At 70.5% G+C, this 13,890-nt stretch carries 13 protein-coding genes; 8 read left to right on the top strand and 5 right to left on the bottom strand.

What is annotated here, in order from left to right; all coding sequences use genetic code 11:
* Positions 1–5 precede the first annotated feature (5 nt).
* Together EBO15_RS09870 and EBO15_RS09875 are read right to left on the bottom strand one after the other, a co-directional pair.
* Positions 6–1,205, bottom strand: a complete 1,200-nt coding sequence (locus EBO15_RS09870; RefSeq protein ID WP_122194023.1) for an alpha/beta hydrolase — start codon at positions 1,203–1,205, stop codon at positions 6–8.
* 265 nt (positions 1,206–1,470) lie between these two features.
* Entirely contained in the window at positions 1,471–2,232 is a 762-nt protein-coding gene (locus tag EBO15_RS09875; RefSeq protein ID WP_122194024.1) for a class I SAM-dependent methyltransferase, read from the bottom strand.
* Positions 2,233–2,306: 74 nt separating this feature from the next.
* Here EBO15_RS09875 and EBO15_RS09880 point away from each other — a divergent pair, with 74 nt between their 5' ends.
* The 3 genes from EBO15_RS09880 (at position 2,307) to EBO15_RS09890 (ending at position 5,029) form a co-directional block, all read left to right on the top strand.
* A complete protein-coding gene (locus EBO15_RS09880) occupies positions 2,307–2,813 on the top strand; it encodes a winged helix-turn-helix transcriptional regulator (protein ID WP_122194025.1) in 507 nt (168 codons plus the stop codon).
* A gap of 93 nt (positions 2,814–2,906) precedes the next feature.
* Positions 2,907–3,773 carry an SCO6745 family protein gene (locus EBO15_RS09885; protein WP_122194026.1) on the top strand — a complete coding sequence of 289 codons (867 nt, stop codon included), beginning with the start codon at positions 2,907–2,909 and terminating at the stop codon, positions 3,771–3,773.
* Between the two features lie 263 nt (positions 3,774–4,036).
* Complete coding sequence (locus EBO15_RS09890; RefSeq protein ID WP_122194027.1) at positions 4,037–5,029, top strand: isopenicillin N synthase family dioxygenase; 993 nt, start codon at positions 4,037–4,039, stop codon at positions 5,027–5,029.
* Positions 5,030–5,045: 16 nt separating this feature from the next.
* On the opposite strand, the gene EBO15_RS09895 is transcribed toward EBO15_RS09890, so the two are convergent.
* Positions 5,046–5,636, bottom strand: a complete 591-nt coding sequence (locus EBO15_RS09895; protein WP_158628173.1) for a GNAT family N-acetyltransferase — start codon at positions 5,634–5,636, stop codon at positions 5,046–5,048.
* Between the two features lie 36 nt (positions 5,637–5,672).
* On the opposite strand from EBO15_RS09895, the gene EBO15_RS09900 reads away from it, so the two are divergent.
* A complete protein-coding gene (locus EBO15_RS09900) occupies positions 5,673–6,191 on the top strand; it encodes a CGNR zinc finger domain-containing protein (RefSeq protein ID WP_233616085.1) in 519 nt (172 codons plus the stop codon).
* A 19-nt stretch (positions 6,192–6,210) separates the two neighbouring features.
* On the opposite strand, the gene EBO15_RS09905 is transcribed toward EBO15_RS09900, so the two are convergent.
* Together EBO15_RS09905 and EBO15_RS09910 are read right to left on the bottom strand one after the other, a co-directional pair.
* Positions 6,211–7,563: a TrpB-like pyridoxal phosphate-dependent enzyme gene (locus EBO15_RS09905; protein WP_122194028.1), complete on the bottom strand. Its 1,353-nt coding sequence runs from the start codon at positions 7,561–7,563 to the stop codon at positions 6,211–6,213.
* Position 7,564: 1 nt separating this feature from the next.
* Positions 7,565–7,837: an acyl carrier protein gene (locus EBO15_RS09910; protein WP_122194029.1), complete on the bottom strand. Its 273-nt coding sequence runs from the start codon at positions 7,835–7,837 to the stop codon at positions 7,565–7,567.
* A 639-nt stretch (positions 7,838–8,476) separates the two neighbouring features.
* Between EBO15_RS09910 and EBO15_RS09915 the strand changes: the two genes are divergently transcribed.
* The 4 genes from EBO15_RS09915 to asnB are packed head-to-tail and all read left to right on the top strand — an operon-like array spanning position 8,477 to position 13,888.
* A complete protein-coding gene (locus EBO15_RS09915; protein ID WP_122194030.1) occupies positions 8,477–9,655 on the top strand; it encodes an acyl-CoA dehydrogenase family protein in 1,179 nt (392 codons plus the stop codon).
* A complete protein-coding gene (locus tag EBO15_RS09920) occupies positions 9,652–11,199 on the top strand; it encodes an amino acid adenylation domain-containing protein (protein ID WP_122194031.1) in 1,548 nt (515 codons plus the stop codon). Before EBO15_RS09915 ends, EBO15_RS09920 begins: the two co-directional genes overlap by 4 nt.
* A 12-nt stretch (positions 11,200–11,211) precedes the next feature.
* A complete protein-coding gene (locus tag EBO15_RS09925; protein WP_122194032.1) occupies positions 11,212–12,009 on the top strand; it encodes an alpha/beta hydrolase in 798 nt (265 codons plus the stop codon).
* A gap of 55 nt (positions 12,010–12,064) precedes the next feature.
* The gene (gene asnB, locus EBO15_RS09930) at positions 12,065–13,888 is read left to right on the top strand and encodes an asparagine synthase (glutamine-hydrolyzing) (RefSeq protein ID WP_122194033.1); all 1,824 of its coding nucleotides are present in this window, start codon (positions 12,065–12,067) and stop codon (positions 13,886–13,888) included.
* Positions 13,889–13,890: the final 2 nt, after the last annotated feature.

Raw genomic sequence — 13,890 nt, forward strand, 5'->3', positions numbered from 1 at the left:
TCTGCTCAGAACTCGCCGCGCGGACGGGCTTCGGCCGCGGGCCGGGGCGTCCCGTCCTTGGATCTCACCCACGCGGTGAAGGCTTCGATCGCGTCGACGACCGCCTCGAAACGGAACGAGTGGTAGAGGTCGAAGGCATGGTTGCCGCCGCGCAGCTCGGCATAGACGACGGGGTTGGCCGAGGCGCGGCGGAGCCGGTCGGCGAAGTCCCGGGCCTCGGCCACGGGCACCAGTGGGTCGAGGTCGCCGTGGGCCACCAGGAACGGCGGGGCGTCCGCGTTGAGGTGGCCCAGCGGCGAGGACTCGGGTCCTTGTCCGAAGTAGTCGCCGTACCAGCCGTTCAGGTAGACGGCGCCGGTCACGGTGGTGTCGGCTTCCTCGAAGCCCGGTTGGTAGGCGGGGTCGTTCGGGGTGAGCGCGGCCAGGGCCGCCATGTGCCCGCCGGCCGAGCTGCCCGCGACGAACAGCGTCGCCGGATCGGCGCCGTAGTCGTGAGCGTGTTCCCGTGCCCAGGCGATCACCTTCTTGAGGTCGATCAGGTGGTCGGGGTGCCGGGATTGGGGCTGGAGCCGGTAGTTGGCGCTGACGCACACCCAGCCCCGGCTCGCCAGGCGGCAAAGCAGCGGCAGCGACTGGCTGTTCTTGTGGCCTCCCGAGTAGGTGCCTCCGTGCATGTGGATCAGGACGGGCGCGCCTTGTGGGCATGAGCGCTGGTGGTAGACGTCCAGCAGGTTCCGGCGGCCTGCGTCACCATAGGCGAGGTTGGGCACGCGGCGGACGTCCGAACGGCGCCGGAGGACGGGCAGGAAAAGGACGCGGGCCAGCGGAGGCCGCCGACGCAGCCCGGTGGCGAGGTCGGCGTCCAGGGTGGCGCGCCATCCGGCGCCGAGGCCCTCGTCCATGGCGCGGTCGATCCGCGCCCGGTCCCCGATTCCGCGGCGGGCGATGACCACGAGCCCGAGCGTGGTCGCGGCGGCGATGCCGACGATCGCCCAACCGCCCGCCGAATGGATGTCGCCCTCGGCGAACGCCAGCAGCGTCGGCAGGAACAGCATGTAGAAGAAGGCCGCGAACGGCACCTCATTGGCGACGAGCCCGAAGTAGTAACTCAACCTCTGAAGCGGTTGCGGCCGCCGCACCGGCGCCAGCGCGCACAGCGCGCCGATGGCGACGGCCGACACGGTGATGAGGTAGCCGAAAGGCACAGAACCTCCAGGGACGAATCGCGGGGACGACGAGCACGGAAGTGACGTGTGCGAGGGCCCAATACTCCACCGTCGCCCGCTTTTCGATCAACGTGCTCCAGCGCCATCGTCGTGAGGCCCGGGGTTGACGATGCGGGGGTGCGAAGGCGTCCAGGAGAGTTTCCGGAACCCCGGCGCCGTCCTGGAGACTTGGAACGCGTCCCCTTCCCCCACTCGTCCTGCCCGGGCTGCCCGAACCGGCCCTCACTTGATCGCCCCAGGCCGCTTATGCCGGGGTGGGGCGGGCGTGGCCGAGGTAGGTGACCAGGGGTTTGCCGGTCGGTTCGAGGACGAAGCCGGTCAGGCCGGGGATCGCGTCGTCGTCGATCCTTCCCGCGCGGCGGGCGACGGTGGCGCGGACGAGGTCGAGGACGTTCTTGGGCTTGAAGGAGCAGATGTCCTCGTTCTCGAGGCCGTGCGCGGCGAGGGCCGCGGTGACCTCCTGCGGCGTCCGCAGGCGGGCCGTGGCGTAGCGGCCTGAGGGCATGATGCGGGTGAACGGCAGCGCCTGGAAGGCCCCGAGGTAGATGAGGCGGGAGAGCGGCGTCCGGTTGACGGTGTCGTAGAACAGGACGCCGTCCGGGCGCAGCAGCCTGGACGCGTGCGCGACGACGCGTCCGAGGTCGCCGGTGATCTCGAAAGTGTCGGCGTAGAAGACGAGGTCGAAGGACGCGTCGCCGAGCCCGGGGTCCTCAGCGGGCGCGGTCAGGAACTCGACGGGCCCGCCGCCCGCCTCGCGGGCCATCGCGGTCGCCTCGGCGGACGGGTCCAGGGCGACGACGTCCAGCCCGAGCCCGGCCAGCCCGCGGGCGAGGAGGCCGCGTCCGCCGCCGACGACCAGGGCGGATCGCCCGGACGGGTCGATCCCCAGCCGCCGCAGGACCGAGGTCACGTACTCCAGCCGGACGTCCTGGAAGGTGAGCGCCCGGATGTGGCGGCCGTCGATGGCGCCGGGCGTGCGCGAGTCGAGTTCGATGGTCGGTCCCATGAGGCTCCCCCTCGTGAGTTTCCTTAGGAAACCCGACCTTAGTCCCCTAAGGGAACTCGCATACACTCGGGGGGGTGACCAGAACCCCGCTCACCGACGTCGCGTGCTCGATCGCGCGCGCCACCGACCTGTTCGCGGACGCGTGGACGGCGCTCATCATGCGGGACGTCCTGGTGGGCGTGAACCGCTTCGACGACCTGGCCCGCGACCTGGGTATCTCGCGCAAGATCCTCGCCGCGCGGCTCTCCCGGCTGGTCGAGGAGGGCGTCCTGGTCCGGGAGCGGTACCAGGAGCACCCGCCCCGCGAGCACTACCTGGCGACCGAGAAGGGCGAGGACCTGTATCCCGTCCTGCTCGCGCTGATGCGGTGGGGCGACCGCTGGTACGGGGAGTCCGGGCCGCCCGTCCGCATCCACCACCTGGACTGCGGACACGACACCGAGGCCGTCACCGCGTGCGCCCACTGCGGCCACGAGCTCACGGCCGGCAACACCACCCAGCTGCCCGGCCCCGGAGGCCGCATCGGCCCCGGCACCCAGGTGATCGGCCCCCTCATCGCGTCCCGCAACCCCTCACCCTGACCACCCCACTCTCATCTTGACGTTGACAAGTTCACTCGCCGGCTGCAATCTAGTCGATGTCAAGATTCGTGGACCAGGAGAAGAGGGATCGTCATGAGCGACGACAGCGGGCGCATGCGGCAGATGTGGCATCTCCTGGAGCCCCTGCACGCCGTCCTCTACTACGCTCCCGAGGTCCTCGAGGAAGTGGAGGCACTCGGTTACGACACCGGCGAGCGCTGGCCGAGCTACTTCCCCCTGCGGGCGGCGCCGCTCGGGGCACCCGGATCGCGCCAGGTCGCCTCCGCGTTCTACAGCTTCAGCCCGCGCATGGTCGCCGAACACGTCCCCGCCGCCTGGGACGTCGCCGCACCTGACCAAGTGCTCGCGGCCCGGACGCGCGGCATCGACCGGGCCTACCGCGCGCTCATCGGCGAGCGAACGGGCAGCGCCGATCTCGCCGAGGCGGCCGCGCTCGCCCGCCGGGCGGCGGAGGCCGCACCCACGAACGGCCGCCCGCTGGCCGCCGCCAACGCCGCGCTGCCCTGGCCCCAGGAGTCGCACCTCGTGCTGTGGCAGGCCGCGACGATCCTGCGGGAGCACCGCGGCGACGGCCACCTCGCCGCCCTCCTGACCGCCGGCCTCGACCCCGTGGAGGCCCTGGTGTCCTTCGCCGCGATCGGCGCGGCGCCGGCCGAGGTCTTCGCCAGCCGCGGCTGGAGCGAGGACGAGTGGACGTCGGCCCGCGAGCGGCTCATCACGCGGGGACTCCTGGACGCCGACGGCATGGCGACCGACGCGGGCCGCGCCCTGCGCGCCGAAGTCGAGCGCCGTACCGACGAACTCGCCGCCGCCCCCTGGAACGCGCTCGGCGCCGAGGACACCGCGCGGCTCGCCGAACTCCTGGGCCCCCTCTGGCTGGACGTCCTCGGCTCAGGACTACTCCCCCGCGAGACCACACTCGGCATCGGAAAGATCTGAGGAGCAGAACGCGGCAAGGGCCGACAGAGGAGAGGGCTGCTGGGGTCGACGGGGATTGCCCTCGCGCTTGAGGGTTGACGGCTGGTTCGGGCTGGCCGCTGAGGCTGCGTGCGGCGAAAGCTTCCGGGATCGGTTCAACGGAAAACTGGACGTCATGGCTTCCGGGAACGGTCCTGAGCCTGCTCGGACCTGGTTCCGGCCGCCCCTCTCCTGTCATCCCACACCGTCCGTCAGATGACGGACGCTCCGCCATGGAGGCACCCATGAGCTCGAACTCGGTCGATGGATATGTCCCGGTCATCGACCTCTCCACCCGGCACGAGGCGCCCGGCCGCGCCGCGCTGGCCGAGGCGATCGGCGAGGCCTGCCGGACGTCGGGCTTCTTCGTCATCGTCGGTCACGGGGTCCCGTCCGGGCTCGTCGACCGGATGCACACGGCGACCACCGCGTTCTTCACGCTGCCCGACGCCGAGAAGGACCGGATCGCGCACCGCCCCGGCTTCTCCGGATTCCGCAGGTCCGGCGGCACCACCGCCCAGAGTCTCGACCGCAGGACGCCACCGGACCTCTGCGAGTCCTTCGGCGCACACGTCACGGGAGAACTGAGCGACCGGGAACGCGAGGCGCTCGGCGACTACCCGGCGACCTGGAAACTCGCCAACCTGTGGCCCCAGAACCCGGCCGACTTCCGGGAGGTGTGGCAGGAGTACATGGCGGCGATGCACGCGCTGTCGGCCGACCTGCTGCGCCTGTGCGCCCGCGCCCTCGGGCTGGACGAGGACCACTTCGACGACAAGTTCGACCGGCACGTCTCCTCGCTGGTCGCCAACTTCTACTACCCCCAGGTGGACGAGCCGCTCCCGGGCCAGCTCCGCAGAGGCGCCCACACCGACTTCGGCGGACTGACCGTCCTGTACCAGCAGGACGACAAGGGAGGGCTCCAGGTCCTCCAGGGCGAGGACACCTGGCGCGACGTCCGCGCCATCCCCGACAGCTTCGTGATCAACATCGGCGACCTGATGGCCCTGTGGACCGGCGGACGGTGGGTCTCGACCATGCACCGGGTGGTCAACCCCGAGCGGGCGGACACCTCCTCGCGCCTGTCCGTCCCGTTCTTCTTCCAGCCCAACCACGACGCCACGATCGAGCCGCTACCGCCCCTCACCCCCACTCCCGGCCAGGAGCGGCCCCAGCCCGTCATCGCCGGGGAGTGGATGGCGATGAAGATGCAGAAGCTGTTCGCCGCCGCCCGGTAGAGCGAGGTGCGATCCCTTAGGGCGTGGTCGGGCCGTCCGCCTCGTGGGCCCAGATGAGGCAGTCGTGCCAGGTGTCCTGTTCGGGGTCCTGGTGCGTCCAGGTGCGGCAGTGCCGCGGGAGTCGCTCCTCGAAGCGGAAGCCGATGCGCTGGGCGAGCCGTTCCGAGCGGTCGTTGCCGGGCTCGATCTCCAGCCACACCCGGGGAAGGGCGAGCGCTTCGTGAGCCCAGAGCGTGGTGGCGAGGGCGGCGCGTGAGGCGATGCCCTGGCCGCGCTCCTCCGGGCGGAGCCAGTACGCCACCTCGACGCTCCCGGGGCCGTCCGGTATCAGGCCGACCGCGCCGAGAAGGCGTTCGTCCCGGAAGATGCCGACGCTGAACTGGCCTCCCGCCGCGGGATCCCAGTCGGTCAGGGCAGCGCGCGCGTCGGACGGAGTGTACGGCCCGAGAAGAGGGCCCCACAGGGAGTGGCCGGGTTCCGCGGACGTCGCCTCGACCACCGAGGCGACGTCCGCGGCGTCCAGAATGCGGAGCTGGAGATCATCGTCGCCGAGTGATGGCGCGGCGAGCCCGGACAAGCTGGCAATGTAGCTGGTGTTCATGCCCATGTGGCCTACTATGCAGACAGGAAGGTAGGTGGTCAAGTGCAGTACATCGCCTACATCGGCAACATGGCGAAGCTGACCGTCGAGCTGGTCAACGGTGATGACCCCAGTGAGCTGCGGCATGAGTTCTTCGGCCAGCATCACATCGCCGCCCCTCGGGCCGACGAGCTCGCGAGGCTGCTTCCGCTCCTGCGCGACGCCGTCGCGACCGTCGCGGACGCGGGCTCGATCGAGCCCGTCAACGTCCTCCTGGAGACGTTCCCGCCCACGATGATCGTGAGCAGCCATGACGAAACGGGCACGCCGCACCTGCACTTCGCGCGTGACGGCGAGGACGCCGTGTCCTGGCTGGGACGCAGTTGCGCCGCCGCGCTCGCCCACGTGATCTGCGGTGATCCGCACGTCACCGTCGGCCGGTGCCAGGCGGACGGCTGCGAGCGCTTCTACGTCGACGACTCCCGCAACCGCAGCCGCCGGTTCTGCTCCAACACCTGCGCCAGCCGGACCACCGTCGCCGCCTACCGCGCCCGCCGCAAGAGCCAGGACGCCGGCGCCTGACCGGACCTCACGGCGCCCCTCAGGGGGATTCGATGAGCGGACGCAGGGACGCCTGGATCTGCTCGTCCGTGGGGACGACGTCGACGGTGTTCCCGGCCAGGTGACTCTCGTAGGCGCCGAGGTCGAGAAGGCCGTGGCCGCTCAGGCTGAACAGGATGACGCGTTCGGCGCGTTCCTCGCGCGCCTTCAGGGCCTCGTCGATCGCGGCGGTCACGGCGTGGGCCGATTCGGGCGCGGGGACCAGGCCCTCGGCCCTCGCGAAGGCGGCCCCGCAATCGAAGACGCGCGACTGGCTGTAGGACGTCGCGTCCATCAGGCCCTTGTCGTACATCGCGCTGACGATCGGGGCGGCGCCGTGGTAGCGCAGCCCTCCGGCATGGATGTGGTACGCGGTGAACGTGTGGCCGAGCGTGTACATCTTGACCATGGGCGTCACGCCGGAGTAGTCGGTGTAGTCCAGGAGGTATCTGCCCCGGGTCATTTTGGGGCAGGCGTCCGGCTCCACGGCCAGGAATCGTGTGGCGGCGTTCTGCTCCTGCGCGGCACGGTAAAAGGGGAAGGTGATTCCGGCGAAGTTGCTGCCCGCGCCCATCGCGCCGATCACCACATCGGGGAACTCCCCCGCCATCCGCATCTGCAGGAGGGCCTCCTCACCGATGACGGTCTGGTGCAGCAGGACGTGGTTCTCGCCGCTGCCGATCGAGAACCGCGCGTTCTCGCGGGCGGCGGCGTACTCGATCGCCTCGGCGTTCGCGATCCCGAGACTGCCCGGCGAGTCGGGATCGGCGCGCAGGGCGGCCCGGCCCACCTCGGTCTCCGCACTGGGGCTCTCGATGACCCGCGCGCCGTTCAGCCGCATCAGCGTGCCCCGATACGGCTTCTGCCGGTAGCTGGACCGCACCATGAACACGGTGCATTCCATGCCGTAGGGGTGGCACGCCATCGACAGGGCGGTGCCCCACTGACCGGCGCCGGTGCCCGTCACCATCTCCCCGACCCCGGACCGGGCGTAGTAGTACGCCTGCGCCAGCGCGGTGTTGATCTTGTGGCTGCCGGACGGGCTCGTCCCCTCGTACTTGAAATAGATGTGCGCGGGGGTGTCGAGGTCCTTTTCCAGCCGCGTCGCGCGGTAGAGCGGCGTCGGACGCCAGCGCTGGTATTCCGCCCGGACGGGTTCGGGGATCTCGACCCAGCGGTCGCGGCCGATGCTCGGCCGGTACATGGAGAGCGGCAACTGCGGATTCAGCGTTCTCCGCTCGCCGTTCACCCGCGGCGCGGAACGCGGAGGGGGCACCTCGAACGGCAGATCCGCGAGGATGTTGTACCAATGCGTGGGAACCTGCCCGGCGTCCAGTTCGAAGGCGTGGCGCATGTTATTCGCCCGCGCCCTTCGCGTCGACGACCTGCCGGATCATTGCGACGAGACTTCCCACATCGCTCAGTTCCGCGGCCATCACGTCCTCGTCGTCGATCTCGATGTCGAACCGCTTCTCAATCTCGACGAGGATGTGCAGCAGGCTGAGCGAGTCCAGTCCCACCACCGGCGAGTAGAGGGAGACCGTGTCGTCGAGTCGTTCGGGGGCGATGCCCAATTCGAGGACGCCGATCACGACGTTCTTGATCTCCACTGCCAGTTCCGGATTCATGGCACGATCCACGGCATGTCCCTCTTCTGCAGTCGTCGGCTCGGGGATTTCCTTGCGGAGCGGGATTCTTGATGGAAACCGATATCCGGAAGTCGGGACTTCACCGGCGACAGGGCGTCACGTGCCGGCGACTCGGGCCGTGGGCCTCGCCCGCCGGGGTCTCCCGGCCATGCCGGGCAGACCCGCCGGGACCGTCCACGGGCTGCGACGTTCACCACTGCGGTTGACTGACGGTCGGTACCGTACGACAGGCATCTGCGCAGTGCAAGAGATTGCACCAAGCCGTTGGCGATCGTGTGAACCGCCCGAAACTCACCCTTTCCAAGATCGGATGTCTCATGGACAATGGGCACCGGCTGATGCGGCCGGGCCCGGTTTTCCGTGGTCCGGCTCCCGTGAGGCGAGGGGTGGAGCATTGTGATTCCACACAGTGATGACGCGGTCACTTCGTGCCGCCCGACAGGGAAGCGCTCGTCGTTTCCGTCCACCGGTCCTCCACCTTCTGCGGCGACCTAGCCGGATCATTGGAAACCACCCGTCCCCGGGTGCCTTCTTTCACCGCGTCGACTGGTTTCGCGCGGGCGGGAGCCCTTCGGTTCCCGATGTCGCATGTGATTATGCTCGGCTGAACGGAGAGCCATGCGATTCGAATGGGATGACGACCAGGACGGGCTGTACCGGGATTTTCGCAGGCTCGGCGAAGAGGCGTTGAGCGAGGACGTCGCCGAACGCGACAGGGCCGGTCTGTTCAGCCACGAGGATTGGAAGGCCTGCGCCGAACGCGGATTGCTCGGGCTGATGCTGCCGCCCGAGTACGGCGGCGCCGGACGCGACCCGGTGACCTATGCGCGGGCGATGGAGGGCTTCGGCCACGGCTGCCGCGACAACGGCCTCATGATGGCGATGGGCGCGCACGTCCTCGCCGCCGAGCTCCCCGTCTGGAAGTACGGCGACGAGGAGCAGCGGCGCAGGTACCTGCCGGAACTCGCCGCCGGACGGCTCATCGGCGCCAACGCGATGACCGAGCCCGGCAGCGGGTCGGACGCCCTGTCGCTCACGACCACGGCCGAACGCGACGACGGCTTCTACCGGCTCACCGGGCGCAAGGTCTTCGTGACGAACGCGCCGGTCGCCGACGTGTTCGTCGTGTACGCGACCGTCGGCCGGAACCTGGGGTTCACCGGAGTGACCGCGTTCCTTGTGGAGCGCGGCGACGTCGGCGTCTCGGTGAAGGAGCAGGCCGAGAAGATGGGGCTGCGCACCGCCCGCTGGGGTGAGCTCGAACTGGACGGATGCCGGATCCCGGCGTCCCGGCGGCTCGGGGCCGAGCGGCAGGGCGGGGCGGTGTTCGCGCGGACGATGGCGTGGGAACGGTCCCTCCTGCTGGCGCCGTGGCTCGGCGTCCTGGAACGCGAGATCGACGCGTGCGTGCGCCACTGCCGGCGCCGGCGCCAGTTCGGCAAGCACATCGGGCATTTCCAGTCGGTCTCGAACCGGATCGTCGACATGCGGATCCGCTGGGAGCTGGCCCGGATGCTCCTCTACCGCGCCGCGGCCGAGCTCGACGGCGCGGAGCCGACGATCTTCCCCGAGGCCGGGAAGCTGTATGTGAGCGAGGCCGCCGTGGAGATCTTCACGAGCCTGACGCAGATCTACGGGGCGCTCGGCTACTCGTCCGACGGGCGGACCGAGCGGAACCTGCGCGACGCGATCGGCATGACCATCTCGTCTGGCACGTCCGACATGCAGCGCGTGGTGATCGCGGGGAAGCTCGGCATCTCCTGGCCGGACACCGAAGGGAGCGGGGACGCGAAATGAGCGGGCTCGACGACCACCTCCGCCACTGGGCCCGGACGCGACCGGACGCCCCGGCGGTCGAGTACCAGGGCCGGACGCTGACCTACGGCGAACTGGACGCGCGCAGCTCGGCCCTCGCGGCCACATTGATCGGCAACGGTGTCGCCCCTGGTGACAGGGTCGGCCTGTGGGCGCGCAAGTCGATCGAGTCGGTGATCGCGATCCACGGCGTCCTGAAGACGGGCGCCGCCTATGTTCCGATCGACCCGAGCGCGCCGTTCAAGCGGGCGGGCCACATCATCGAGCACTGCGACGTCGCCTGTGTCATCGCCCAGGACGACCGTGTCGGATGGCTGCGGGAGCACTTCTCGTGCCCGATCGTGTCCGTGGGCCCGCAGCCACTGGACGAATCGGTCATCGGCTGGGACCAGGCCCTGGCCGCCACCGGCGATCCCGGCCTGCCGGACGTCGATCTCCAGAGCCCCGCCTACATCCTGCACACGTCGGGGTCGAAGGGCACTCCCAAGGGGGTCGTGCTCTCCCACGGCAACGCCGTCGCGTTCGTGGAATGGGCGGTCGGCGAGTTCGGCCTGGGGCCCTCCGATCGGGTCTCCAGTCACGCGCCGTTCCATTTCGACCTGTCCGTCCTGGACCTGTTCGCGACGTGCGCCGCGGGCGGCTGCGTCGTGCTGGTGCCGGAGAGCCAGGTCGGGCTCGGCGGCGCATTGAACAAGTTCGTCACCGACCAGCGCATCACCGTGTGGTACTCGGTCCCGGGCGCGCTGACCCGGATGCTCGCGGCGAAGAACGGCGACCTGCTGGCCGGGTCGTCGCTGCGGGTCGTCCTGTTCGCCGGGGAGCCGTTTCCGCTCACCCACCTGCGGCGGCTTCACGCGCTCGTCCCCGGGGCGGCCTTCTACAACCTGTACGGACCGACCGAGACGAACGTGTGCCTGTTCCATCGCGTCCGGGCGTCGGACGTCGAGCCGCATCTCACGCGGCCGGTGCCGATCGGGCGGCCCTGCCCGTACGCGCGCGCGTTCGTGGTCGACCGGGACGGACGTCCGCTGGACCCCGAGCCGGGACGGACCGGGGAGCTCTGCGTCGCGGGCGACTCGGTGATGCTCGGCTACTGGCAGGACGACGCCCTCACGGCGTCGAAGACCCTGCTGATCCCGCGGGACGGCGCGGAACCGCTCGAGGCGTACCGCACCGGTGACCTCGTCCGGATCGACGACGACCTGAACCACGTGTTCCTCGGACGCGAGGACGACATGGTGAAGATCCGCGGCCACCGGGTCGAGATCGGCGAGGTCGAGGCCGTCCTGTCGGCCGCGGAGAACGTCCGGGAGGTCGCGTGCGTCGTGGTCGGCGACGGCCCCGACGACCGCGTGATCGAGGCGTACCTGGTGCCGGAGGAGGATCCGCTCGACGTCCCGCGGGTGCGGCGGCACTGCCTGGCCGAGCTTCCGCGCTACATGGTCCCGGAACGCTTCCATGTCGTCGCCGGGCTCCCGACGACCGGGACCGGGAAGATCGACCGGCGCGGGCTGGCCGGTGCGTAGGCGGGCGCGGCGATGAAGGTGCTGACCGAGACCTGGTGGAGCGCGGCGATCGGCCGGGAGAAGACGGTGACGGTCGTGCTGCCGCCGAGCTACTCCCCCGTCGGCGGCCCGTTCCCCGTGCTGTACCTGCTGCACGGCTTCGGCGGGAACCGGAACACCTGGCTCCAGTGCGCGAACCTCTCGGCGGTGGTGGACTCGCACCGGCTCGTCCTGGTGCTCCCCGAGTCGGGACGCGCCTGGTTCATCAACGACGCGCGAGGACGGCGCTACGAGGACTACCTCGTCCACGAGGTGGTCGACCACGTCGACGCCGCCTTCAACACCGTCCCCACCCGGGACGGACGGGCCGTCGGCGGCTTCTCGATGGGCGGGGCCGCCGCGCTCTACCAGGCGCTGCTGCACGGCGACCGGTTCTCGGTCGTGGCCAGCAACGGCGGCGCGTTCGAGGCCCCCCTGAGAGAGGGCGACCCGTACGAGGCCCTGCGCGGCGACCGGAATCTGGCGATCCCCTCCACCCGCGACCACGAGCGCGTGTGGGGGCCCGCCGGCAGCGAGGTCAGGCGCAGATACGACCCCTACTCCCTCATCCGGAACCGCGACCCGAGGCACCCGATCGAGGTGTACCTCGACATCGGCCTGGACGACTACCCGCGGATGATCTCCATGAACCGGAGGACGCGGGACGCGCTCACGGCCGGTTCGGTCCCCCACGAGTACCGGGAACGCCCCGGCGGGCACGACTGGGACTTCGTCGACGCCGGGCTCCGCGACCTCTTCGCGTTCACGCAGGGCCACCTCCTTTCCGCGTGACCGTTTCCGCCCCAGACAGGACATCGACAAGACGAGGGACGACGGAGGACTGCTCATGTGCGGCATCACCGGATGGGTCGACCGGACGCGGGACCTGCGGCGGCAGCTCCCCGTCCTCTCGGACATGACACGGACCCAGACCCCGCGCGGCCCGGACGCCGAAGGCGTCTGGCTCTCCCGCCACGCCGCGTTCGGCCACCGGCGGCTCTCGGTGATCGACATCGAGGGCGGCGCGCAGCCGATGCTGCGGACCGGACGGCGCGGCGAACAGGCCGCCATCACCTTCAGCGGCGAGATCTACAACTTCCGGGAGCTGCGCGCCGAGCTGACGTCGGCCGGGTGGACGTTCACCACCCGCTCGGACACCGAGGTGCTGCTCATCGCCTACCTCGAATGGGGGCCGGACTTCGTGCACCGGCTCAACGGGATGTACGCGTTCGCCCTCTGGGACGAGGCGGAGCAGCGGCTCCTCCTCGTCCGGGACCGCCTCGGCATCAAACCCCTCTACTACGCCGCGCTCGGCGACGGCGTCGTGTTCGGCTCGGAACCGAAGGCGCTGCTCGCGCACCCCGAGATGGCCGCCGAGGTGGACCTCGAGGGCGTCGCCGAGCTGATGGTCGTCCCCCGCGCCCGGACGCCCGGGAACGCCGTCTACCGGGGGATGCGGGAGGTCCGGCCCGGCCACCTCGTCGTCGCCGACGCGTTCGGCGTCCGGGAGAGCCGGTACTGGCGGCTGGAGGCCCGCCCGCACACCCTGGACTTCGGCGACACCACGGCCGACGTCCGCTCGCTGCTCACCGACATCGTCGAACGCCAGCTCGTCGCGGACGTCCCGGTCGGGACGCTGCTGTCCGGCGGCATCGACTCGAGCGCGATCACGGCCATGGCCGCGCGGATCTTCGGCGGCGAGCTGAGCAGCCATTCGGTGAGCGTCCCGGCGCCCGCGACGCCGGGAAGCGACTCCTGGCGGCCGAGCCCGGACGAGCCGTACGCCAAGCTGGTCGCCGAACGGCTCGGCCTCAAGCACTTCGTGACCCAGGTGAGCACCGGCGACCTCGTCGACGGCCTCGAACACGGCCTGCGGGCGCGTGACCTTCCGGGCTGGGGCGACCTGGACACCTCGATGTACTACCTGTTCCGCGCGGTGCGCGAGGAGTGCACGGTCGCGCTGTCGGGCGAGGCCGCCGACGAGATGTTCGGCGGCTACGCCTGGCAGCTGGACGAGCGGTTCGTCCAGCACACCTCGTTCCCCTGGATGTACGGGCGGCGGCAGCCGCAGCACCTCCTGCGGGACGAGATCAGGAACGCGATCGGGCCGGAGGAGTACGAGGACGAGCGCTACCGGCGGGCGCTGAGCGAGGTCCCGCACCTGGACGGCGAGGGCCCGGCGCGGCGCAGGGAGCGGGAGGTCTTCCACCTCGGGCTGACGCGGTGGCTGGGCGCGCTGCTCGACCGGAAGGACCGGATGAGCATGGCCGTCGGGCTGGAGGTGCGGGTCCCGTTCGCCGACCACCGGCTCGCCGAGTACCTGTTCAACGTCCCGGCGGACCTGAAGGCGCACGGCGGGATCGAGAAGGCGCTCCTGCGGCGGGCCACGGCCGACCTCCTGCCGGAGGAGATCGTGACCAGGCCGAAGAGCGCCTACCCCGCCAGCCAGGACCCGGGGTACGTCGCGGTGATGCGGGACCGCGTCCTCGGTCTGCTGGAGGTGTCGGACGCGCCGCTGTTCACCCTCATGGACCGGGAGAAGGTCCGGACGGCGGTCACCTCGGAGCTGGACACGCTCCCCGGCCCGATCACCGCCCGGACCTCCGCGATCGGTCTCTCCTACCTCCTCGAACTGAACCGCTGGCTCACGACGGTGCGGGTGGTGGTGTAGCC

The organism is Actinomadura harenae, assembly GCF_003696215.1.
In the GTDB taxonomy this organism is placed as follows: domain Bacteria; phylum Actinomycetota; class Actinomycetes; order Streptosporangiales; family Streptosporangiaceae; genus Spirillospora; species Spirillospora harenae.

What these genes read in the sequence shown, in the direction of transcription:
- EBO15_RS09875 (WP_122194024.1), bottom strand. Translation starts at nt 2,232, where the DNA reads ATGGGACCGACCATCGAACTCGACTCGCGCACGCCCGGCGCCATCGAC.
- EBO15_RS09885 (WP_122194026.1), top strand. Translation starts at nt 2,907, where the DNA reads ATGAGCGACGACAGCGGGCGCATGCGGCAGATGTGGCATCTCCTGGAG.
- EBO15_RS09890 (WP_122194027.1), top strand. Translation starts at nt 4,037, where the DNA reads ATGAGCTCGAACTCGGTCGATGGATATGTCCCGGTCATCGACCTCTCC.
- EBO15_RS09895 (WP_158628173.1), bottom strand. Translation starts at nt 5,636, where the DNA reads ATGGGCATGAACACCAGCTACATTGCCAGCTTGTCCGGGCTCGCCGCG.
- EBO15_RS09905 (WP_122194028.1), bottom strand. Translation starts at nt 7,563, where the DNA reads ATGCGCCACGCCTTCGAACTGGACGCCGGGCAGGTTCCCACGCATTGG.
- EBO15_RS09910 (WP_122194029.1), bottom strand. Translation starts at nt 7,837, where the DNA reads ATGAATCCGGAACTGGCAGTGGAGATCAAGAACGTCGTGATCGGCGTC.
- EBO15_RS09915 (WP_122194030.1), top strand. Translation starts at nt 8,477, where the DNA reads ATGCGATTCGAATGGGATGACGACCAGGACGGGCTGTACCGGGATTTT.
- EBO15_RS09920 (WP_122194031.1), top strand. Translation starts at nt 9,652, where the DNA reads ATGAGCGGGCTCGACGACCACCTCCGCCACTGGGCCCGGACGCGACCG.
- EBO15_RS09925 (WP_122194032.1), top strand. Translation starts at nt 11,212, where the DNA reads ATGAAGGTGCTGACCGAGACCTGGTGGAGCGCGGCGATCGGCCGGGAG.
- asnB (WP_122194033.1), top strand. Translation starts at nt 12,065, where the DNA reads ATGTGCGGCATCACCGGATGGGTCGACCGGACGCGGGACCTGCGGCGG.